This window comes from Burkholderia sp. PR2 (genome assembly GCF_052372875.1).
Lineage (GTDB): Bacteria > Pseudomonadota > Gammaproteobacteria > Burkholderiales > Burkholderiaceae > Burkholderia > Burkholderia diffusa.
Genome location: NZ_JBQRWH010000004.1, coordinates 524,971 through 545,498 on the forward strand (window position 1 = coordinate 524,971; position 20,528 = coordinate 545,498).

At 66.0% G+C, this 20,528-nt stretch carries 19 protein-coding genes; 9 read left to right on the top strand and 10 right to left on the bottom strand.

The window, feature by feature from the left end; genetic code table 11:
- Nucleotides 1-26: 26 nt before the first annotated feature.
- The 4 genes from ACT2FV_RS19640 to ACT2FV_RS19655 all read left to right on the top strand — a co-directional run bounded on the left by ACT2FV_RS19640 (nucleotide 27) and on the right by ACT2FV_RS19655 (nucleotide 5,720).
- Nucleotides 27-3,020 carry a ribonucleoside-diphosphate reductase subunit alpha gene (locus ACT2FV_RS19640; RefSeq protein WP_124903806.1) on the top strand — a complete coding sequence of 998 codons (2,994 nt, stop codon included), beginning with the start codon at nucleotides 27-29 and terminating at the stop codon, nucleotides 3,018-3,020.
- Nucleotides 3,021-3,384: 364 nt separating this feature from the next.
- On the top strand, nucleotides 3,385-4,596 hold the full coding sequence (locus ACT2FV_RS19645) for a ribonucleotide-diphosphate reductase subunit beta (RefSeq protein ID WP_059535212.1): 1,212 nt from the start codon (nucleotides 3,385-3,387) through the stop codon (nucleotides 4,594-4,596).
- Nucleotides 4,597-4,678: 82 nt separating this feature from the next.
- Nucleotides 4,679-5,005 (top strand): hypothetical protein, encoded by a 327-nt coding sequence (locus ACT2FV_RS19650; protein WP_081334211.1) that lies wholly within the window; start codon nucleotides 4,679-4,681, stop codon nucleotides 5,003-5,005.
- Nucleotides 5,006-5,033: 28 nt separating this feature from the next.
- The gene (locus tag ACT2FV_RS19655; RefSeq protein WP_059608192.1) at nucleotides 5,034-5,720 is read left to right on the top strand and encodes a histone H1-like DNA-binding protein; all 687 of its coding nucleotides are present in this window, start codon (nucleotides 5,034-5,036) and stop codon (nucleotides 5,718-5,720) included.
- Between the two features lie 215 nt (nucleotides 5,721-5,935).
- Here ACT2FV_RS19655 and ACT2FV_RS19660 read toward each other — a convergent pair whose 3' ends face one another.
- The 10 genes from ACT2FV_RS19660 to ACT2FV_RS19705 form a co-directional block, all read right to left on the bottom strand.
- Nucleotides 5,936-6,409, bottom strand: a complete 474-nt coding sequence (locus ACT2FV_RS19660; protein ID WP_059608193.1) for an outer membrane lipoprotein — start codon at nucleotides 6,407-6,409, stop codon at nucleotides 5,936-5,938.
- Nucleotides 6,410-6,428: 19 nt separating this feature from the next.
- A complete protein-coding gene (locus ACT2FV_RS19665) occupies nucleotides 6,429-7,367 on the bottom strand; it encodes a carbohydrate kinase family protein (RefSeq protein WP_124903802.1) in 939 nt (312 codons plus the stop codon).
- A gap of 94 nt (nucleotides 7,368-7,461) precedes the next feature.
- Entirely contained in the window at nucleotides 7,462-7,965 is a 504-nt protein-coding gene (gene tpx / locus ACT2FV_RS19670) for a thiol peroxidase (RefSeq protein ID WP_059535219.1), read from the bottom strand.
- Between the two features lie 72 nt (nucleotides 7,966-8,037).
- Complete coding sequence (locus ACT2FV_RS19675; protein ID WP_444504628.1) at nucleotides 8,038-9,378, bottom strand: DUF3426 domain-containing protein; 1,341 nt, start codon at nucleotides 9,376-9,378, stop codon at nucleotides 8,038-8,040.
- Nucleotides 9,379-9,423: 45 nt separating this feature from the next.
- Nucleotides 9,424-10,326, bottom strand: coding sequence for a 50S ribosomal protein L11 methyltransferase (gene prmA, locus ACT2FV_RS19680; RefSeq protein ID WP_124624753.1), 903 nt, complete (start codon nucleotides 10,324-10,326; stop codon nucleotides 9,424-9,426).
- 2 nt (nucleotides 10,327-10,328) lie between these two features.
- Nucleotides 10,329-11,696, bottom strand: a complete 1,368-nt coding sequence (accC, locus tag ACT2FV_RS19685; RefSeq protein WP_059608197.1) for an acetyl-CoA carboxylase biotin carboxylase subunit — start codon at nucleotides 11,694-11,696, stop codon at nucleotides 10,329-10,331.
- 84 nt (nucleotides 11,697-11,780) lie between these two features.
- Complete coding sequence (accB, locus tag ACT2FV_RS19690) at nucleotides 11,781-12,257, bottom strand: acetyl-CoA carboxylase biotin carboxyl carrier protein (protein WP_124624755.1); 477 nt, start codon at nucleotides 12,255-12,257, stop codon at nucleotides 11,781-11,783.
- A gap of 64 nt (nucleotides 12,258-12,321) precedes the next feature.
- Nucleotides 12,322-12,774 (bottom strand): type II 3-dehydroquinate dehydratase, encoded by a 453-nt coding sequence (gene aroQ / locus ACT2FV_RS19695; RefSeq protein ID WP_040143361.1) that lies wholly within the window; start codon nucleotides 12,772-12,774, stop codon nucleotides 12,322-12,324.
- A 194-nt stretch (nucleotides 12,775-12,968) separates the two neighbouring features.
- Nucleotides 12,969-13,523, bottom strand: coding sequence for a TlpA family protein disulfide reductase (locus tag ACT2FV_RS19700; protein WP_059608199.1), 555 nt, complete (start codon nucleotides 13,521-13,523; stop codon nucleotides 12,969-12,971).
- 7 nt (nucleotides 13,524-13,530) lie between these two features.
- Nucleotides 13,531-14,175, bottom strand: coding sequence for a hypothetical protein (locus ACT2FV_RS19705; RefSeq protein ID WP_059681884.1), 645 nt, complete (start codon nucleotides 14,173-14,175; stop codon nucleotides 13,531-13,533).
- Nucleotides 14,176-14,409: 234 nt separating this feature from the next.
- Between ACT2FV_RS19705 and mpl the strand changes: the two genes are divergently transcribed.
- From mpl to mtgA, 5 genes are all read left to right on the top strand, one after another.
- Entirely contained in the window at nucleotides 14,410-15,795 is a 1,386-nt protein-coding gene (gene mpl / locus ACT2FV_RS19710; RefSeq protein ID WP_151050644.1) for a UDP-N-acetylmuramate:L-alanyl-gamma-D-glutamyl-meso-diaminopimelate ligase, read from the top strand.
- Nucleotides 15,792-16,361 (top strand): YqiA/YcfP family alpha/beta fold hydrolase, encoded by a 570-nt coding sequence (locus ACT2FV_RS19715; RefSeq protein ID WP_444504629.1) that lies wholly within the window; start codon nucleotides 15,792-15,794, stop codon nucleotides 16,359-16,361. Before mpl ends, ACT2FV_RS19715 begins: the two co-directional genes overlap by 4 nt.
- An 81-nt stretch (nucleotides 16,362-16,442) precedes the next feature.
- A complete protein-coding gene (locus tag ACT2FV_RS19720; protein WP_059608202.1) occupies nucleotides 16,443-18,533 on the top strand; it encodes an RNB domain-containing ribonuclease in 2,091 nt (696 codons plus the stop codon).
- Entirely contained in the window at nucleotides 18,530-19,396 is an 867-nt protein-coding gene (gene aroE, locus ACT2FV_RS19725) for a shikimate dehydrogenase (protein ID WP_059608203.1), read from the top strand. Before ACT2FV_RS19720 ends, aroE begins: the two co-directional genes overlap by 4 nt.
- A gap of 14 nt (nucleotides 19,397-19,410) precedes the next feature.
- Nucleotides 19,411-20,148 carry a monofunctional biosynthetic peptidoglycan transglycosylase gene (gene mtgA, locus ACT2FV_RS19730; protein ID WP_059681846.1) on the top strand — a complete coding sequence of 246 codons (738 nt, stop codon included), beginning with the start codon at nucleotides 19,411-19,413 and terminating at the stop codon, nucleotides 20,146-20,148.
- Nucleotides 20,149-20,528 lie beyond the last annotated feature (380 nt).

Sequence of the window (20,528 nt, forward strand, 5' to 3'; positions counted from 1 at the left end):
ACCATCCAACACCAGGAGCTTTGCACATGCAAACCACCGACAACGCGACGTCCCAGTACGAGAGCGCCTCGAGCCGTCCGCTCGGCGGGACCGAACAGGGCGCGCAGGCGCTCGCGCCGCAGGCCACGTTCGCCGACTACAAGGTGATCCGCCGCAACGGCAGCGTGGTGTCGTTCGAGCCTTCGAAGATCGCGATTGCGGTGACCAAGGCTTTCCTGGCCGTCAACGGCGGGCAGGGCGCGGCATCGGCGCGCGTACGCGAACTCGTCGAGCAACTGACGCACAACGTCGTGCGCGCGCTCGTGCGCAGCCGTCCGAACGGCGGTACGTTCCATATCGAAGACATCCAGGATCAGGTCGAACTCGCGCTGATGCGCGGCGGCGAGCACAACGTCGCGCGTGCGTACGTGCTGTATCGCGAGAAGCGTCACCTGGAGCGTCAGCATGCGGGCGAGGAAGCAGCAGCCGCGGGCGGCGAGTCGAGCACCGGTATCAACGTCGTCGACAACGGCGTCACGCGTCCGCTCGACCTGAACGCGCTGCGTGCGCTGATCGTGTCGTCGTGCGACGGCCTCGGCGCTGCGGTTAACCCTGACCCGATCGTCGCGGAAACGGTGAAGAACCTGTACGACGGCGTGCCGATGAGCCAGGTCTACGACTCGGCGATCCTTGCTGCGCGCACGATGATCGAAAAGGATCCGGCATACAGCCAGGTCACGGCCCGCATCCTGCTGCACACGATCCGTCGCGAGATCCTCGGCGAGGAAGTGCTCCAGGCCGAGATGTCGGCCCGCTACGCCGAATACTTCCCGCAGTTCCTGAAGCGCGGCGTCGACGCCGGCCTGCTCGACGACAAGCTGCTGCAGTTCGACCTGAAGCGCCTCGGCGAGGCGCTCGACGCGAACCGCGATCTGCAATTCGGCTACCTCGGCCTGCAGACGCTGTACGACCGCTATTTCCTGCACGTCGAAGGCACCCGCATCGAAATGCCGCAGGCTTTCTTCATGCGCGTTGCGATGGGCCTGTCGCTGAACGAGATCGACCGCGAAACGCGCGCGATCGAGTTCTACAACGTGCTGTCGAGCTTCGACTTCATGAGCTCGACGCCGACGCTGTTCAACTCGGGCACCCACCGCTCGCAACTGTCGTCGTGCTACCTGACGACGGTCGCGGACGATCTCGACGGCATCTATGAAGCGCTGAAGGAAAACGCGCTGCTGTCGAAGTTCGCCGGCGGTCTCGGCAACGACTGGACGCGCGTGCGCGCACTCGGCTCGCATATCAAGGGTACGAACGGCAAGTCGCAAGGCGTGGTCCCGTTCCTGAAGGTCGTGAACGACACGGCCGTCGCGGTCAACCAGGGCGGCAAGCGCAAGGGCGCGGTCTGCGCGTACCTCGAATCCTGGCACCTCGACATCGAGGAGTTCCTCGAGCTGCGCAAGAACACGGGCGACGATCGCCGCCGTACGCATGACATGAACACGGCGAACTGGATTCCCGACTTGTTCATGAAGCGCGTGATGGAAGGCGCCGACTGGACGTTGTTCTCGCCGTCGACCTGCCCGGACCTGCACGACAAGTTCGGCGCCGATTTCGAGAAGGCTTACACGGCTTACGAAGAGAAGGTCGCGCGCGGCGAGATCAAGCTGTTCAAGAAGATCCCGGCGGCGCAGCTCTGGCGCAAGATGCTCGGCATGCTGTTCGAGACGGGCCACCCGTGGATCACGTTCAAGGATCCGTGCAACGTGCGCTCGCCGCAGCAGCACGTCGGCGTCGTCCACTCGTCGAACCTGTGCACAGAAATCACGCTGAACACGAGCGACACCGAAATCGCGGTGTGCAACCTCGGCTCGGTGAACCTGGTCGCTCACCTGGTGAAGCAGGCAGACGGCAGCTACGCGCTCGACCACGACAAGCTGAAGCGCACGATCAGCGTCGCGATGCGTATGCTCGACAACGTGATCGACATCAACTACTACGCGGTGCCGAAGGCGCGTAACTCGAACCTGAAGCACCGCCCGGTCGGCATGGGCATCATGGGCTTCCAGGACTGCCTGCACCTGCTGCGCACGCCGTACGCGTCGGAAGCGGCGGTCGAGTTCGCCGACCGTTCGATGGAAGCCGTCTGCTACTACGCGTACCACGCGTCAACCGAACTGGCCGAGGAACGCGGCCGCTACTCGAGCTACCGCGGCTCGCTGTGGGATCGCGGCATCCTCCCGCAGGACACGCTGAAGCTGCTGGCCGAAGCGCGCGGCGGCTACGTCGAGGTCGACACGTCCGAGTCGCTCGACTGGACGACGCTGCGTTCGCGGATCGCCGCCCACGGCATGCGCAACTCGAACTGCGTCGCGATCGCCCCGACGGCGACGATCTCGAACATCATCGGCGTGTCGGCCTGTATCGAGCCGACCTTCCAGAACCTGTACGTGAAGTCGAACCTGTCGGGCGAATTCACGGTGGTAAACGAGTACCTCGTTCGCGACCTGAAGGAACGCGGCCTGTGGGACGAAGTGATGGTCGCCGACCTGAAGTACTTCGACGGCATGCTGTCGCGCATCGACCGCATCCCGGCCGATCTGCGCGCGATCTACGCGACCGCGTTCGAAGTCGACCCGACGTGGCTGGTCGAGGCGGCGTCGCGTCGCCAGAAGTGGATCGACCAGGCGCAGTCGCTGAACATCTACATGGGCGGCGCGTCGGGCAAGAAGCTCGACGAGGTCTACAAGCTCGCATGGCTGCGCGGCCTGAAGACGACCTACTACCTCCGCACGATGGCGGCGACGCACGTCGAGAAGTCGACGGTCGCACACGGCGCGCTGAACGCAGTGCCGACGAGCGGCGGCTCGAGCAGCGGCGGCGCGCAAGGCGCGGCAGGCGGCTTCGGTGCGGCGGGCGGCGATGCATCGTCGGGCGCGGTCAATGCGGCACCGGCGCTGGCGCCTGTCGAAGCAGATGGTCCGGTGTGCACGATGCGTCCGGGCGATCCGGGCTTCGACGAGTGCGAAGCCTGCCAGTAACACTGGCGCGCATGACCTGAAGAAGGTTCGGGCGGCGCGCTCGGCAACCGATCGAGGTTGAAGTGTGCGCCGCTCTCAACTAAAAAAATGATAAGGAATCTGTAACGCGACACTTGCGTTGCAGGCAGTGACAAGCGATCGAAACATCCCCGACGACGTCGCGTTTCGATCAGCGTTCGATGCGTCGAGCGCACCTCGCGATACATGCGTGACACGCGTCGCGCTCTGCATGAACGACGATGCGTTGCTCAAAGTGTTGTATCGAGGTCGCAACGCGAATCGAAAAAAGGATTTTTCGTGAGCGAACCCTTTTATCGCTCAGGAAAAGATGGTACAAACCGTTCTAAATTGATGGTGAGAATTTATGCTCAACTGGGATGACGAGAAGACTGCCGTAACCCCCGCGAGCGGAGCGCAGCAAAACGCGATGCGCACCTCCGCAGGGATGGCTGTCGGACTGCAGGCTGCAACGCCTGCCGCCCATCAGGTCCGCGACATTTTCGAAGGCGATCTTGCGGTGCCGCCGCAAGCATCGGCTGTTCCCGCTGGCGGTTCGGAAGCGCGGGTCAATGTCGCCGACAAGCGCATCATCAACGGCCAGACTGATGTCAATCAGCTGGTGCCGTTCAAGTACAAGTGGGCGTGGGAAAAGTATCTGGCGGGTTGCGCGAACCACTGGATGCCGCAGGAAATCAACATGTCCCGCGACATCGCACTGTGGAAGGACCCGAACGGTCTGACCGAGGACGAGCGCCGCATCGTCAAGCGCAACCTCGGTTTCTTCGTGACGGCCGATTCGCTCGCCGCGAACAACATCGTGCTCGGCACGTACCGCCACATCACGGCGCCCGAATGCCGGCAGTTTCTGCTGCGCCAGGCGTTCGAGGAAGCGATCCACACGCACGCGTATCAATACATTGTCGAATCGCTCGGTCTCGACGAAGGCGAGATCTTCAACGCGTACCACGAGGTCACGTCGATCCGCGCGAAGGACGAATTCCTGATCCCGTTCATCCACACGCTGACGGATCCAGCCTTCAAGACCGGCACGCTCGAAGCGGATCAGAAGCTGCTGAAGTCGCTGATCGTGTTCGCCTGCATCATGGAAGGCCTGTTCTTCTATGTCGGCTTCACGCAGATCCTCGCACTCGGCCGCCAGAACAAGATGACGGGTGCTGCAGAGCAATATCAGTACATCCTGCGTGACGAGTCGATGCACTGCAATTTCGGCATCGACCTGATCAACCAGATCAAGCTCGAGAACCCGCATCTCTGGACCGCGGAATTCCGTGCCGAGATCCGCGAGCTGTTCAAGCAGGCTGTCGAACTCGAATACCGCTACGCCGAGGACACGATGCCGCGCGGCGTGCTGGGTTTGAACGCGTCGATGTTCAAGAGCTATCTGCGCTTCATCAGCAACCGTCGTTGCCAGCAGATCGGCCTCGATCCGCTGTTCCCGAACGAGGAAAACCCGTTCCCGTGGATGAGCGAGATGATCGACCTGAAGAAGGAACGCAACTTCTTCGAGACGCGTGTGATCGAGTATCAGACGGGCGGTGCGCTGTCCTGGGAATAACCCGCAGCAGCGAACCCGTCACATGATGGAGCAGCCGGCGGCCTCTCGGCCCCGGCCCAAGGTTTAGGAGCAAGAACGCCTGATGCAAAGCATGCCCGGTGCCTTAACGGCCCAACGACATGATCGGCACTTTGCGAACCCTTCAGTGGGATGGGCAAACTTCCCTCCGGAAAAAGCGGGCAGCCGTGTGGCGGTCCGCTTGATCAAGCGATTAGGGGTAGCGGCGCGAGGTGCGCCGGCTACCGACTTGATTTGGCGCGCGAGGCCATGGGGTCACGCGCGCCATACCGTATTCATTAGCGTAAGCGCGTGGTATCCGCGTACGCCGATGAATAGCCCGCTTCGAAGCGCACGTCCTGAACAGCGTCCGCGGGAAGCGGGTTTTGACGAAGGGTGTAGTTTGAACTGACTCTCATCTGAACCTGAAGGAGAACAACATGGCTACTGCCAAGAAGAAACCGGCTGCTAAGAAGGTCGCTGCCAAGAAGACCGTTGCGAAGAAGGCTGCTGCTCCGGCGAAGAAGGCCGCTGCAGTGAAGAAGGTTGCTGCGAAGAAGGTCGCGGTGAAGAAGGTTGCCGCGAAGAAGGCAGCACCGGCGAAGAAGGCCGCAGCGAAGAAGGTCGCGGCAAAGAAGGTCGCAACGAAGAAGGTTGCAGCCAAGAAGGTCGCTGCGAAGAAAGTCGCGGTGAAGAAGGTTGCCGCGAAGAAGGCAGCACCGGCGAAGAAGGCCGCAGCGAAGAAGGTTGCAGCGAAGAAGGTCGCAGTGAAGAAGGTTGCTGCGAAGAAGGCAGCACCGGCTAAGAAGGCTGCTGCGAAGAAGGCCGCGCCGGCGAAGAAGGCTGCCGCCAAGAAGGCTGCGCCTGCGAAGAAGGCTGCTGCGAAGAAGGCTGCCCCTGCGAAGAAGGCTGCGCCTGCCAAGAAGGCTGCCGCCGCACCGAAGGCTGCTGCCGCACCGAAGGCCGCTGCCCCGGCGAAGAAGGCTGCTGCTCCGAAGAAGGCCGTCGTGAAGAAGGCTGCACCGGCAACCACCGCGTCGACCGCATCGGTCGCGCCGGCATCGGGCGTGAAGACCGCGCTCAACCCGGCAGCGGCATGGCCGTTCCCGACCGGCAGCCGTCCGTAATCGCGGCTGACCAGTACCACCCGGACACTCACGTGGTGTCCGCGGGTTGAGTAGCGCTACTCAATCGGTCCCGCCATCTGGCTCAGGTGGCGGGATTTTTTTCGTCCGTATTCATCGATGTGTCGACCGGTTGCCGGGCACGAACGAAAAAAAACGCATGTGCAGCGTCGCACATGCGTTCGACCGCGGCTTGCGCCGCGTGCTGAGGATGCTCGTTAGTGCGTGACGCGCGTGACGCCGCCGCTCGACAGCAGTCGCACACGCTCGCCGGCGCGGAACATTTCGCCGCTCGCCGCCTGCGTGATCGAGCGCAGGTCGCCGTTGTCGAGGCGCACGGTGATTTCGACACCGTTCGCCGTGCTGAGGTTTTCGCCGACCGCGTTGCCCGCGACCGCGCCGACGAGACCGCCCGCGATGGCCGTCAGGATCGACCCCTTGCCGCCGCCGATCGCGCTGCCCGCGACCGCGCCGAGCGCACCGCCACCGAGCGTGCCGATCGCGCTGCCGCCGCCGTCGGACTGGATGCGTACGGCACGGACGCTTTCGACGGTGCCCATGCGAACGGTTTGTTCGCGCTGCGCCTGGCCGACGCTATAGACATCTGCGGAGCCCGGCGCCGTGAAGCAGCCCGCGAGCGTGAGCGTGGCCGTCAGCATGGCGGTGAGCGTGAGGGTTTTCTTGGTCAACATTTTTACTCTCCCACAATATTCATTTGAGACTGTACCCGAAGGCAGCCTCGAAACGCGCGTCGATTTCGGCGCGCGTCAGTGCGTAAGTTTGAGGCCCCTGGTGGGCGATCTTGATCGAGCCCATCAGGCTCGCGAGGCGGCCCGTCGTTGCCCAGTCGAGGCCATTCTCGATGCCGTACAGCAGGCCGCCCCGGAAGGCGTCGCCGCAGCCGGTCGGATCGACGACACGCTCGGCTTGCACAACCGGAATCTGTTCTTCGCCGTTTTTGTGAAGAATGGTGGCGCCGTGCTCGCCGCGCGTGATGATCAACGCCTGAACCCGGCTGGCGATTTCCTGTTCGGACCAGCCCGTCTTGTCGCTGACGAGCTTGCCCTCGTAGTCGTTGACCGCGACGAAGGTCGCGAGTTCAATGATGCGGCGCAGCGTCGCACCATCGAACAGCGGCAGGCCTTGGCCCGGATCGAAGATGAACGGGATGCCGGCCTTCGCGAATTGCTCGGCGTGCTGGACCATCCCGTCGAAGCCGTCCGGCGCGACGATGCCGAGCTTCACGCCCGACACTTCGTCCGCGCGGTTCAGGTGCGACTGCATCATCGCGCCCGGGTGGAATGCGGTGATCTGGTTGTTCTCGAGATCGGTCGTGATCATCGCCTGCGCGGTATGTGTTTCGGGCACCACGCGCACGCTGGCCTTGGACAGGCCGAGGCTGTCGAGACGCTCGAGATAGCGATCGGCGTCGTTCGCGCCGACCGTCGCCATGATGCGCGCGTCGCCGCCGAGCATGTGCAGCGCGTAAGCGATGTTCCCCGCGCAACCGCCGAATTCGCGACGCATCGTCGGCACGAGGAAGCTCACGTTCAGCAGGTGAACCTGGTCGGGCAGGATGTGCTCGCGAAACCGGCCTTCGAAGGTCATGATGTTGTCGTAGGCGAGCGAGCCGCAAATCAGCGTAGTCAAGGCGTGCGTTCCTGTAGAGAGCAAAAGGAAGCGGCCGCCCGGCCGGTGCGCCGAGGCCGTCGGGCCTCGCGCGGCAGGGCCGGGCGGCAGCGGGTTACTTCAGTGCGGCGAGCGCTGCGTCGTAATTCGGCTCGTCCTTGATCTCGCCGACGAGTTCCGCGTGGATCACCTTGTCCTGCGCGTCGAGCACGACGACCGCGCGGGCCGTCAGGCCATTCAGCGGGCCGCTCGTCACGTCGACGCCGTACGCGTTCGCGAACGCGCGGGCGCCGCGGAACGTCGAAGCCGTCACGACGTTCGCGAGGCCTTCCGTCGTGCAGAAGCGCGTGGCGGCGAACGGCAGGTCGCCGGATACGACGATCACGACGGTGTTGTCGAGCGACGACGCGGCTTCGTTGAACTTGCGGGTCGACGTCGCGCAGGTCGGCGTGTCGAGGCTCGGGACGATGTTCAGCACCTTGCGCTTGCCGGCGAAGCTGGCGAGCGACAGATCGGCGAGGTCCTTGCCGACCAGCTTGAAGTCGGGGGCTTGCGAGCCGACGGCCGGGAACGTGCCGGCGAGATCGATCGGGTTGCCACCCAGCGTAACTTTGCTCATGTTCGTGCTCCGAAATAGCGCGCCGCTGCGGCGCGCGGGTTGAGACGGCGCGCATGCACGCGCCGCGGGGCGTCACGGATAGAAGATCTGGACGCGGAAATTCGAGGCGGGCGCGCCGTTCGTGTCGAGACGGACGACCATCGTCCGCGTCGTGCCGGGCGGCAGCCCGGCGTCGATCGGCGTGCCCGGGCGGACGTAGTCGCGCGGCGCGAGCACGCGGCGCACGGTCACGTGATTCGTGTCGTCGAGCAGCGTCAGCTCGAGAGACGGATAGGCGAGTGCGACGCGGTAGCGGTTCGTCAGCGGTACCTTCAACTCCAGCACGCGCGGGCCGTCGAGCTGGCGCAGGTCGGCCGCGTCGAGCCGCAGGCCGTCGATCGCGCGCGGCGGCGTGACCGTGCAGCCGAGCGGCGCGCACGCCTGCCGGAACCAGCCCTGCGTGACCGGCCAGTAGATCATCACGGTTTCGCGCTGCCACCACGCGAGTTGCGCGACGAGCAGCACCGCGAGCGCGGCAGCGACGAGTCCGCCGAAAAAGCCGCCGAGTATCCCGCGTCGCTCGGGCGCGCGCGTCTCGCGGGTCACGGCGAAGTGCGGGCGATCGTCGTCGGCCAGTGTGGCGGGGAAGGGCGCGGCCGACCTGACGGCCGGTTGGGCAGCCGTTTCGCTGGCGGCCGCGGCCGGTCCGGCGGCGCGCGCGTCGGCGTTGGCATCGTGTTCAGGGACGGCTTGCGCCGGCGTGAATGCGAAGCGCGGTTCGCGCGGTGCGTGTTCGTCGTCGGGTACGGAGAAGTGCGCGTTGGCGACGGGTTCGTCCGCGTCGGCCGCCGACGACGTGTGCGCGACGAAGCGCGGTTCGCGCAGGTCGGGTTCGGCGGATGCCGTGGCCCGCGACGTGCCGGATGAGTCGGTTTCGTGCCCCGCCAAGTCCGGCTCGGCCGACGCGACAGCGTGCAGTTCGGCGGGGGCCGATGCGATCGGGGCGGGCGTGCCGGAGAGGTGGACGACACCGGCGTCCATGGCCGGCAGCGCGAGCGGCACCAGCGGCTCGGTGCGCACGGTCTGTACGTTGTGCTGCAGGGACGGGTCGACGCCGGCATCGAGCCACGGCGCCCACATGTCCCAGCCTTCGGGCTTGTAGTCGGAACCGGGCGCCGGCTCGACCGGTGCGTCGGTGGTGAAGAGCCGCACGGGCGCGGCTTCGTGTTGCGGTTCGGCGGCGGCCGGCCCGGCCGGTGCCGCTTCGGTCAGCGCCGGCTCGGGCCGCCGTGCCGGTTCGGGAACGAGCGACTGCGACGCGTTGAAGACCTGATGGCAGTGTCCGCAGCGCACGAGCCCGTCATGCAGCGAGAGCTGTTCCTGCTGCAGCCGGAAGACGGTTTCGCAATGAGGGCAGCGCGTCGCAAGAAGCATGTCGAGCCGGGCGGCCTGCTGGCCAAAGTGAAGGACAGCGCTATTCTAATGGCTTTCCCGCCGCGTTCCGGCGAGGCATACCCAACCTTCGTGTTCGCGCCAGACCGAGATGTCGACATAGCGCGCATAGACGGCCGCGACTTCGTCCGCCTGGCGCGCGAGCACGCCCGACAGCGCGATGCGCCCGCCCGGTTTCACCTTCGATGCGAGCATCGACGCCATCAGCTTCAGCGGGTTCGACAGGATGTTGGCGACGACGATGTCGAATTCTCCGGCCGGGCACGCGTCGGGCAGCCCGTACGTCACTTCCGCATGGTTGCGTTCGCTGTTCTGCCGCGCCGATTCGACCGCTTGCGGATCGATGTCGATGCCGACCACGGGGTTCGCCCCGCATTTCTTCGCGAGGATCGCGAGGATGCCCGAGCCGCAGCCGTAGTCGAGCACGGACTGGCCGGGCTTGACCGACTGTTCGAGCCATTCCATGCACAGGCGCGTGGTCGGGTGGCTGCCCGTGCCGAATGCGAGACCGGGGTCGAGTTCGAGGATCAGGGCGTCGGGGTCGGGTGCGTCGTGCCACGACGGCACGACCCAGATCCGCTCGCCGATCGGAATCGGCTCGAACTGCGATTGCGTGAGCCGCACCCAGTCCTGCTCCTCGACTTCGCGCACGTCGAACTTCGGCGTATCGGCGATGCCGATCTCGTTCGCGGCCGCCGCGAGCAGCACGGCCGGCTCGTGATCGGGCGACAGCAGCGCGATCACGCGCGAGTGCTGCCACGCGGTGCGTTCGGGCACGAGGCCCGGCTCGCCGAAGAGCGGCTGTTCGTCGGGCGTGTCGGCGTCGGCGTCCTCGACGGACACCGACAGCGCGCCGAGGTCGAGCAGTGCGTCGGACAGCGCCTCCGCATGCTCACGGGCCAGTTCGACGACGAGTTCGCGATAACTCATGCTTACGCTTCTTCCGGTGCGACCTGCTGCTTCTGCGCGAGCCGGTTTTCGAGGTAATGGATGCTGGTGCCGCCTTCGACGAACTTCGAGTCGATCATCAGCTCGCGGTGCAGCGGGATGTTGGTCTGGATGCCTTCGACGACCATCTCCGACAGCGCGATGCGCATCCGGCGGATTGCCTGGTCGCGCGTCGCGCCGTAGGTGATCAGCTTGCCGATCATCGAATCATAGTTCGGCGGCACGAAATAGCCATTGTACGCATGCGAATCGACGCGCACGCCGGGACCGCCCGGCGTATGCCACGACGTGATCCGGCCCGGCGACGGCGTGAACTTGAACGGATCTTCGGCGTTGATCCGGCATTCGATCGCATGTCCGCGGAACTGGATGTCGCGCTGGCGCAGCGCGAGCTTCTCGCCGGCCGCGATGCGGATCTGTTCCTGGACGATGTCGACGCCCGTGATCAGCTCCGACACCGGATGCTCGACCTGCACGCGCGTGTTCATCTCGATGAAGTAGAACTCGTTGTTCTCGTACAGGAATTCGAACGTGCCCGCGCCGAGATAGCCCATCTTCTTGCACGCGTCCGCGCAGCGGTCGCCGATGCGCTCGATCAGGCGGCGCGGAATGCCGGGCGCCGGCGCTTCCTCGATCACCTTCTGGTGACGGCGCTGCATCGAGCAGTCGCGCTCGCCGAGCCAGATCGCGTTCTTGTGCGCGTCCGACAGCACCTGGATCTCGATGTGGCGCGGGTTCTCGAGGAACTTCTCCATGTACACCTGCGGGTTGCCGAACGCACGGCCGGCTTCCTCGCGGGTCATGTTGACCGCGTTGACGAGCGCGGCCTCGGTGTGCACGACGCGCATCCCGCGCCCGCCACCGCCGCCCGCCGCCTTGATGATGACCGGATAGCCGATCGCGCGCGCAATCTTCACGATCTCCTTCGGATCGTCCGGCAACGCGCCTTCCGAGCCCGGCACGCACGGCACGCCGGTCTTGATCATCGTCTGCTTGGCGGTGACCTTGTCACCCATCATGCGGATCGTTTCCGGGCGCGGGCCGATGAACGTGAAGCCCGACTGCTCGACGCGTTCCGCGAAGTCGGCGTTCTCCGACAGGAAGCCGTAGCCGGGGTGAATCGCCTCGGCATCGGTGACTTCCGCGGCGCTGATCAGCGCCGGCATGTTCAGGTAGCTCAGGTTCGACGGGGCCGGGCCGATACAGACGGCTTCGTCCGCGAGGCGCACGTACTTGGCTTCCTTGTCGGCTTCCGAGTAGACGACCACCGTCTTGACGCCGAGTTCGCGGCACGCGCGCTGGATGCGCAGCGCGATTTCACCGCGGTTGGCAATGAGGATTTTTTCAAACATAGCGAGTATTCGTCTCTTCGAGGGGCGCGCGAACGGCGCCTGGCGAGCATCGGCGGCGCGCGGCCCGCAGGCCGCGCGGCGGACTTAGCCGATCACGAAAAGCGGCTGGCCGTATTCGACGGCCTGGCCGTTCTCGACGAGGATTTCCTTGATCACGCCGGCCTTGTCCGATTCGATCTCGTTGAGCAGCTTCATTGCTTCGATGATGCAGATCGTCTGGCCTTCCTTGACCGTGTCGCCCACCTGGACGAACGGGTCCGCGCCCGGCGACGGCGCGCGATAGAACGTGCCGACCATCGGCGACGTCACGACGTGGCCTTGCGGCACGGCGGGCGCGGCAGCGGCGCCTGCGGCCGGCGCGGCAGCCGCGCCTTCGGCCGGCAGCGCGACCGCCGGGGCCGGCGCGCTGACCTGCGGGGCAAATCCGCCCGTCGGCTGGACATAGACCGGCGGCGCGTTCTTGACGATACGCACCTTGCCTTCGCCTTCTGTCACTTCCAGCTCGGAGATGCCGGATTCGGAGACGAGGTCGATCAGAGTTTTCAGCTTACGAAGATCCATCGGGAATTCCCCTTTCAATACGTGAAAGCGCCGGTGGGACCGGCGCTGAATCTAGATCGCGAAATCAGCCGCGCGACGCGCCTTGCAGCTTGTCGAGCGCGTACTCGAGCGCGTACAGATAACCTTTCCAGCCGAGCCCGCAGATCACGCCTTCGGCCTGGTCGGAAAAGTAGGAGTGATGCCTGAAGGCTTCGCGGCGGTGCACGTTCGACAGATGAACCTCGACGAACGGGATGCCAACGCCGGCGATCGCGTCCCGGATCGCGACGCTCGTGTGCGTATACGCGGCGGGATTAATCAGGATGAAATCGGTCTGTTCCTCCCGCGCGGCCTGGATGCGGTCGACGAGCGCGCCTTCATGGTTGCTCTGGAACGACGACAGTTCGGCGCCGGCCTCCTGCGCCCGCGCGGCAAGCGCTTGATCGATCTGCGCGAGCGTGACGCGGCCGTACACCTCCGGTTCCCGGGTGCCGAGAAGGTTCAGGTTGGGGCCGTGCAGCACCAGCAATCGTGTCATGGTCGCTTCTATTTCTGCGGAATTGCGCGAACTTTAGCGCTATTTAGAGAAATTTGTCTAGTTTTGCCGAACGGCCGGGCGCGCCGGACCTGCAAGAATTACCGGTGCGGCCGCAAAGTCTCAGCGAATTCACGTGAAATTGCGGCGATCGACGCACAAATCGCCGCCAACGCGCAGACAGCCGTTCAGGGCGATCACAACGCGTCGAGGGTCTTTTTCAGCTCGGCCGGTTGGATTTGTCCCAATTTTGTCTCGCGAATCTTGCCGGTTTCGTCGATGACGACCGTAAACGGCAGCGCGCCGGCGGTATTTCCAAAATTACGGGCCAGATCGGCGCCCGCATAACCGCTGACGAAAACGGGATAGTCGACCTTCACCTTCTGCAGAAAGTTCTTCACGTTCTGGTCGGAATCGACGCCGATCCCGATGAAACGGATCCCCTTCTGCTTGTATTGGTGCGACAGCGCGACGAGCTCCGGCATCTCTTCGACGCACGGACCGCACCATGACGCCCAGAAATTGACCACGACCTTCTGGCCCTTGAAGGAAGCGAGCGACGCCGGCTTGCCGTCGACACCGGTCAGCGACGCGGCCCACAGCTGGTCGACCGGGCTGCCGTTCGCGGCGGGTGCGGCGACGGCGACGCCGTCATCGGCGCTGCCGCCGCGGAACCAATGGCCGGCGGCGATTCCGCCGGCGACGGCGGCGGCCGCGACCACCGCGAGCGCCAACATGCGTTTCATCATCATCGTTGAATCATTCCGGTTCGGAAGGGGCGTTGCTGGCCTCGAGCAGCGCGCGCAACGCGGTGGCGTCGGCGCGGGCGACCCGGCCGCGGGCGTCGGCCTTGACCGCGCCGCGCAGGTCGTCGCTCGCGTAGAGCGCGACGTGAATGCCGATCGCGTCCACGTCGCGCCGCGGGCGCCACAGGAAGCTGAGCGTCTCGACGTCGGCGCGACCGGCGAAATGCCGCGTTTCGGACACGTCGTACTGAACGTTCTGGTTCAGCAGGTAGATCGCGACGTCCTTCGGGTTGTCGGTGAATATCTGCAAATGGATGTCCGAATGCGCGTTCGCGGTGCCGTTCAGCACCGCGCCCGTCACGTACGGATTGAACTCGGCGAGCCGGCGCATCCAGTCGAGCGCGATCTCGCGCAGGCGGCGCAGCTCGTCCGGCTGCGTGTCGCTCTGGAACAGGGCGAGGTACTCGCGCAGTTCTTCCTCGATCAGATCGTTATCAGGCAGCCATTCGCCGGCAACGCGCGTATCGCCGAACAACTGGCGCGCGGCCTTGCGTTTCGCGCTGGCGTAATCGAGGCCGTCCTCCGCGATCAGGCGGGCGGCGGACTGGGCAATTTCCTCGCGGGCGCGCCGCGGGTCGACAAGAGGTTTGCGAGACATGATCCGGCAATCATACTCGATCGCCGCCACGGCCGAACGCGGTGCGGCCGGGTGCCGCCCGCCGCGCCGCGTGGCGTTCGGATCCATCGTTCGGGCCGCCGGGCAGGGCGGGCCGTCAGTTACAATGACGGTCTTTGTGTCGCGGCGAAAGTCGTTGGCCGGGCGGCCTGTCCGGCGTGCCGCAGACCTTCCTTTCCGAATCGACGGCGCCCGGCGGCGCGAAAGCATTCATCTATGCACATCCACATTCTTGGCATCTGCGGCACCTTCATGGGCGGTCTCGCCGTGCTCGCGCGCGAGGCGGGCCACACGGTGACGGGTTGCGACGCGGGCGTCTATCCGCCGATGAGCACGCAGCTCGAGGCGCAGGGCATCACGCTGATCGAGGGCTACGGCGCCGAGCAGATCGAGCTGAAGCCCGACCTGTTCGTGATCGGCAACGTCGTCACGCGCGGCAACCCGCTGATGGAGGCGATTCTCGATCGCGGCCTGCCGTATGTATCGGGCCCGCAATGGCTCGGCGAGCACGTGCTGGCCGGTAAATGGGTGCTGGCGGTCGCGGGCACGCACGGCAAGACGACCACGTCGTCGATGCTCGCGTGGCTGCTGGAAGATGCCGGCCTGAACCCGGGCTTCCTGATCGGCGGTGTGCCGCTGAACTTCGGTGTGTCGGCGCGGCTGACCGATTCGAGTTTCTTCGTGATCGAGGCCGACGAATACGATACGGCGTTCTTCGACAAGCGCTCGAAGTTCGTCCACTACCGGCCGCGCACCGCGGTGCTCAACAATCTCGAATTCGATCACGCCGACATCTTCCCGGATCTCGCCGCGATCGAGACGCAATTCCATCACCTCGTGCGCACCGTGCCGGGCGTTGGCCGGATCGTGACCAACGGCCGCTCGGACGCGCTGGAGCGCGTGCTCGCGCGCGGCTGCTGGAGCGAGGTCGAGCGCTTCGGCGTCGACGGCGGCTGGCAGGCGCTGCCTGCCGAAGACGGCGTGCTGGTCGACGAGCGTTTCGCGGTGTACGCGCAGGCCGAGCGCGTCGGTGAAGTCGCGTGGCAGGTGCAGGGCGACCACAACCGGATGAACGCGCTCGCGGCGATCGCCGCCGCGCGCCACGTCGGCGTGCCGCCCGCGCAGGCCGCCGAATCCCTCGCATCGTTCCGCAACGTGAAGCGGCGCATGGAAGTGCGCGGCAGCGTGGACGGCGTGACCGTCTACGACGACTTCGCGCACCATCCGACCGCGATCGAAACGACGATCGCCGGCCTTCGTGCGCGCATCGGTCGCCAAAATTCCCGCATTCTCGCCGTGCTCGAGCCGCGTTCGAACACGATGAAGCTCGGTGTGATGAAGGCGCAATTGCCGGCAAGCCTCGCCGACGCCGACCTGGTGTTCGGCTACGGTGCCCCGACCGGGCGCGACGCGCTCGGCTGGAACCTCGGCGACGCGCTCGCGCCGCTCGGCGACAAGGCCCGGGCGTTCGACGATCTCCACCTGCTGGTGAAATCGGTCGTCGAGGCCGCGCGCCCGGGCGACCACGTGCTCGTGATGAGCAATGGCGGCTTCGGCGGCGTGCATCAGAAGCTGCTCGACGCGCTCGGGAGCCGCGCGTGATCCTGTACCTGCACGGATTCCGGTCGTCGCCGGAGTCGCAGAAGTCGCGGCTCCTCGCCGCGCGCATGGCCGCACTCGGTCGCACGCACGAGTGGCGCTGCCCGTCGCTGTCGGTATCGCCGCTCGAGGCGATCGCCGTCGCGGAAGCCGAGGTGGCCGGTGCGCGCGACGTGACGGTGATCGGCAGCTCGCTCGGCGGCTACTACGCAACCTGGCTCGCCGAAAAGCGCGGCTGGAAGGCGGTGGTGCTGAATCCGGCGATCGTGCCGCAGCGCGACCTCGAGCAGTATCTGGGCGAACAGCCGCTGTGGCACGGCGGCGGGTCGATCGTCGTCGAACGCCGACACCTGCACGAGCTCGATGCGCTGCGCGTGCCGGCGATTTCGCGGCCCGAACGCTACTATCTGTTCGCGGCGACCGGCGATGAAGTGCTGGACTACCGCGAGATGCTCGCCCATTACCCGGGCGCGAAAACGCGCGTGATCGAAGGCAGCGATCATGGAATCAGTGAATTTGCCGACTATATCGACGACGTTCTCGCCTTTTGCGACGAAAGAACGTCATGAACACGGCGTCATGCCGATCGAATTCCCATCATCATGCGGCGCCGCCGATGCGGCGCCCGGCAGTCTGAACGAGAGTACTGAGTGAACGTTTTCTTCGAGGAATCGGGCAGTTTCAAGGCGGGCAGCGTGCTGTCGCGCCAGGGCGACGCGTTTCAGGTCGAATTGCCCGGCGGGCGGCGCGCGAAGGTGCGTGCAAAAGACGTGCTGATCGAATTCGAGAAGCCGGCCGCCGGCGAGCTGATGCAGGAAGCCGATACGGCCGCGCAGCAGATCGACCTGGATTTCCTGTGGGAATGCGCGCCGGCCGAGGAGTTCGCGTATACGGCGCTGGCCTCGGAATATTTCGGCGCGACCTACGGCCCGGTCGAGCGCGCGGCGCTGGTGCTGCGGCTGCACGGCTCGCCCGTCTACTTCCGCCGCAAGGGGCGCGGCCAGTATCAGCGGGCGCCGGAAGATCAGCTCAAGATGGCGCTCGCGTCGCTCGAGCGCAAGCGTCAGCAGGCGCTCGTCCAGGCGCAGTATGAAGAGGAACTGAAGGCCGGCAAGCTGCCGGAAGCGTTCGCGGGCAAGGTGCTCGGGCTGCTGACGCGGCCGGACAAGAACGCGATCGAATACAAGGCGATGGAAGCGGCGGCCGGGGCGCGCGGCGTGTCGCCGGCGCGGTTGATGCTCGACTGCGGCGGCATCGCGTCGCCGCGTGCGCTGCACGAGGCGCGCTTCCTCGCGGAATTCTTCCCGCACGGCACGGGCTTCCCCGCCGTCACGGTCGGCCCGCTGCCGGACGACCTGCCGCGCGCGGACGTCGAGGCGTTCTCGATCGACGACATCACGACGACCGAAATCGACGACGCGTTCTCGGTCGAACACCTGTCCGACGGTCGCGTGCGGATCGGCGTGCACATCGCGGCGCCGGCGCTCGGCATCGTGCGCGGCGACGCGGTCGACGCGATCGCGCGCGCACGCCTGTCGACCGTCTACATGCCGGGCGACAAGATCACGATGCTGCCGGACGACGTCGTCGACGTGTTCACGCTGAAGGAAGGCGATTACCGCCCGGCGCTCTCGCTGTACATCATCGTCAACCGCGAGACGCAGGAGATCGTCGCGAACGAGACGCGTGCCGAACTCGTGTTCGTGAAGAACAACCTGCGCCACAACACGCTCGACGAGCTCGTCAATGAAGAGACGCTCGCGGCCGGCACCGGCGACTACCCGCACAAGGACGACATCGCCGTGCTGTGGCCGCTCGCGCAGGCGCTGTTCGAGAAGCGCCAGGTCGCGCGCGCGGGCTATGGCCTGAAGCGCGAAGTGCAGCGCAACACCGACTACAACTTCTACGTCGAAGGCGAGCACGTGACGATCACGCCGCGCCGCCGCGGGTCGCCGCTCGACCTGATCGTGTCGGAACTCGCGATCCTCGCGAACTCGACGTGGGGCGCGTTCCTGCACGATCACACGGTGCCGGGCATCTACCGCTCGCAGCGCGGCTTCGGCGCGCCGGGCCCGAAGCGCACGCGGATGCAGACGACGGCCGCGCCGCACGAAGGCCTCGGTGTCGCTCAGTACGCGTGGAGCACGTCGCCGCTGCGCCGCTATGTCGACCTGGTGAACCAGTGGCAGTTGCTCGCATGCGTGCAGCACGGCGTCACGGCCAAGCTCGCCGCGCCGTTCAAGCCGAAGGACGCCGACCTGTACGCGGTCGTGCAGGGCTTCGACGACACCTATACCGCTTACGCTGACTACCAGCGCCGGATGGAGTACTTCTGGTGCCTGCGCTGGCTCGCGCAGGAGCAGAAGAAGCAGGTCGTCGCGAGCGTCGTGAAGGGCGACCTGGTGCGCCTCGAGGAAATTCCGCTGCTGCTGCATGTGCCGGGGCTCGGCGTGCATGCGCGCGGCACGCGCGTGCTGCTCGACGTGATGTCGCTCGACGAGCTGACGATCGAGGCGTCGGTGCGACTGCTGAACGTGCTTGACGCGCCGACCGTGACGAGCGGCGACGCGGCCGAAGACGAAGACGAGACCGAAGGCGGCGACGACACGCTGGTCGATGCGGAAGACGCGTCGGCGGAAACCGAGGCCGAGGCACTGGCCGAAGCGGACGGCGCAGCGGTCGAAGACGGCGAGGCCGCGAACGGCACCGGCCAGGAAAGCGAAGAGGGGCGCGCATCATGAACGCAGCCGCGTCGACGAGCGGCGCCGACCGCTACGTGGTGTTCGGCAATCCGGTGGCGCACAGCAAGTCGCCGTTCATCCACGCGCAGTTCGCCGCGCAGACGGGCGAGGCGATCGTCTACGAGCACCGGCTCGCGCCGGTCGACGGTTTCGAGGCCGCCGTGCGCGCGTTCGTCGCCGAAGGCGGACGCGGCGCGAACGTGACGGTGCCGTTCAAGCTCGACGCGCATGCGCTCGCCGATACACTGTCGCCGCGCGCGGCGGCGGCGGGCGCGGTGAACACGCTGCGCATCGAAGCCGACGGCCGCATCTACGGTGACAACACGGACGGCGTCGGTCTCGTGCGCGACATCGAATCGAACCTCGGCGTGTCGCTTGCGGGTGCGCGCATCCTGTTGCTCGGCGCAGGCGGCGCGGCGCGTGGCGTCGTGTTGCCGATGCTCGAGCGCGCGCCGCTGTCGATCACGATCGTGAACCGCACCGCGAGCAAGGCCGAAGCGCTCGTCGGTCAGTTCACGCAGGCCGCGCACGATGCGGGCTGCGTGCTGTCGGGCGGCGGCCCGGACACCGTGCGTGCGGAGCCGTACGACGTGATCGTCAACGCGACGGCCGGCAGCCTCGACGCGGCGCTGCCGGAGTGTGACGCGGCCGCGTTCGGCCCGGGCACGCTCGCGTACGACATGATGTACGGCGCGCAGCCGACCGTGTTCATGCAACATGCGGCGTCGCTCGGCGCGCGCACGGCCGACGGGCTCGGGATGCTGGTCGAGCAGGCGGCCGAATCGTTCTTCATCTGGCGCGGCGTGCGGCCGGACGGCGCACCGGTGCTGGCCGCGCTGCGCCAGGCGCTCGCGGCGGCCTGACCGGAGCGCGGCAGGTGGTGGCGGTAAGCGGCACGCAGCGCACGCGGACCATCAGCCCGACCCGCTGGATCGTCTATGCGGGTTCGGTGTTCGCGGGCGCGTGGCTCGCGACGCAGCTGTTCTATCTCGTGCAGATCGCGCTGTGGTCGTTCATCAATCCGGGTTCCACCGCGTTCATGCGGACCGACGCATGGTGGCTGTCGCGCGACAATCCGCCCGCGCGGATCCAGCACCAGTGGGTGCCGTACGACCAGATCTCGCGCAACCTGAAGCGCGCGCTGATCGCGTCGGAGGATTCGACCTTCGCGACCAACAACGGCTACGACGTCGACGCGATCCTGCAGGCGTGGGAGAAGAACAAGGCGCGCGGACGGATCGTCGCGGGCGGGTCGACGATCACGCAGCAGCTCGCGCGCAATCTGTTCCTGTCGCGCGAGAAGAGCTACATCCGCAAGGGGCAGGAGCTGATCATCACGTGGATGCTCGAGACGGTGCTCGACAAGGAGCGGATCTTCGAGATCTACCTGAATTCCGTCGAATGGGGCCGCGGCGTGTACGGTGCCGAGGCCGCCGCCCGCTATTACTACAGGATTCCCGCGAGCCGGCTCGGCGCGTGGCAGTCGGCGCGTCTCGCGGTGATGCTGCCGAAGCCGCGCTGGTTCGACGCGCACCGCGGCTCGGCCTACCAGGCGCAGCGCGCGGCCGTGATTGCCCGCCGGATGGGCGCGGCCGAACTTCCGCAATCGCAGTGAGCGGCGCGCTCGCGCCGTGACATTGTCCGTTCCGTCGCCGGCGCGCCATTGGTGCGCTGCAGCGCATTCGTGTCGCCCGCATTTCGGGACGCATCCATTAGACGAATTCATCTATTTCGCTTTACTGAGCAATGCCCGCCCGCGCGAGAATTTGTTTGCCGATATGGCACGAAATCCGCGCGGTTTGAGTGTTTTCGGGTAGAAGCGAAAGCAATTGAAAGACTGTTGAAACACAACGGTTCGTGAATTGAAGCATTCCTGAAAGGTGTGCGCCGCACCGAGCGTCGATCAAATATTTCCAAATTTTTCAAAGCCGACCCGCTCACGTATATTGGCCAGCGCCTCGGCTCATCGGCCGCAATCGAGGCGGGGGGCGGCTC

Excerpts from the sequence above, each read along its gene's own strand:
- ACT2FV_RS19640 (WP_124903806.1), top strand. The coding sequence starts at position 27 with ATGCAAACCACCGACAACGCGACGTCCCAGTACGAGAGCGCCTCGAGC.
- ACT2FV_RS19645 (WP_059535212.1), top strand. The coding sequence starts at position 3,385 with ATGCTCAACTGGGATGACGAGAAGACTGCCGTAACCCCCGCGAGCGGA.
- ACT2FV_RS19650 (WP_081334211.1), top strand. The coding sequence starts at position 4,679 with ATGCAAAGCATGCCCGGTGCCTTAACGGCCCAACGACATGATCGGCAC.
- ACT2FV_RS19655 (WP_059608192.1), top strand. The coding sequence starts at position 5,034 with ATGGCTACTGCCAAGAAGAAACCGGCTGCTAAGAAGGTCGCTGCCAAG.
- ACT2FV_RS19660 (WP_059608193.1), bottom strand. The coding sequence starts at position 6,409 with ATGTTGACCAAGAAAACCCTCACGCTCACCGCCATGCTGACGGCCACG.
- tpx (WP_059535219.1), bottom strand. The coding sequence starts at position 7,965 with ATGAGCAAAGTTACGCTGGGTGGCAACCCGATCGATCTCGCCGGCACG.
- ACT2FV_RS19675 (WP_444504628.1), bottom strand. The coding sequence starts at position 9,378 with ATGCTTCTTGCGACGCGCTGCCCTCATTGCGAAACCGTCTTCCGGCTG.
- prmA (WP_124624753.1), bottom strand. The coding sequence starts at position 10,326 with ATGAGTTATCGCGAACTCGTCGTCGAACTGGCCCGTGAGCATGCGGAG.
- accC (WP_059608197.1), bottom strand. The coding sequence starts at position 11,696 with ATGTTTGAAAAAATCCTCATTGCCAACCGCGGTGAAATCGCGCTGCGC.
- accB (WP_124624755.1), bottom strand. The coding sequence starts at position 12,257 with ATGGATCTTCGTAAGCTGAAAACTCTGATCGACCTCGTCTCCGAATCC.
- aroQ (WP_040143361.1), bottom strand. The coding sequence starts at position 12,774 with ATGACACGATTGCTGGTGCTGCACGGCCCCAACCTGAACCTTCTCGGC.
- ACT2FV_RS19700 (WP_059608199.1), bottom strand. The coding sequence starts at position 13,523 with ATGATGATGAAACGCATGTTGGCGCTCGCGGTGGTCGCGGCCGCCGCC.
- ACT2FV_RS19705 (WP_059681884.1), bottom strand. The coding sequence starts at position 14,175 with ATGTCTCGCAAACCTCTTGTCGACCCGCGGCGCGCCCGCGAGGAAATT.
- mpl (WP_151050644.1), top strand. The coding sequence starts at position 14,410 with ATGCACATCCACATTCTTGGCATCTGCGGCACCTTCATGGGCGGTCTC.
- aroE (WP_059608203.1), top strand. The coding sequence starts at position 18,530 with ATGAACGCAGCCGCGTCGACGAGCGGCGCCGACCGCTACGTGGTGTTC.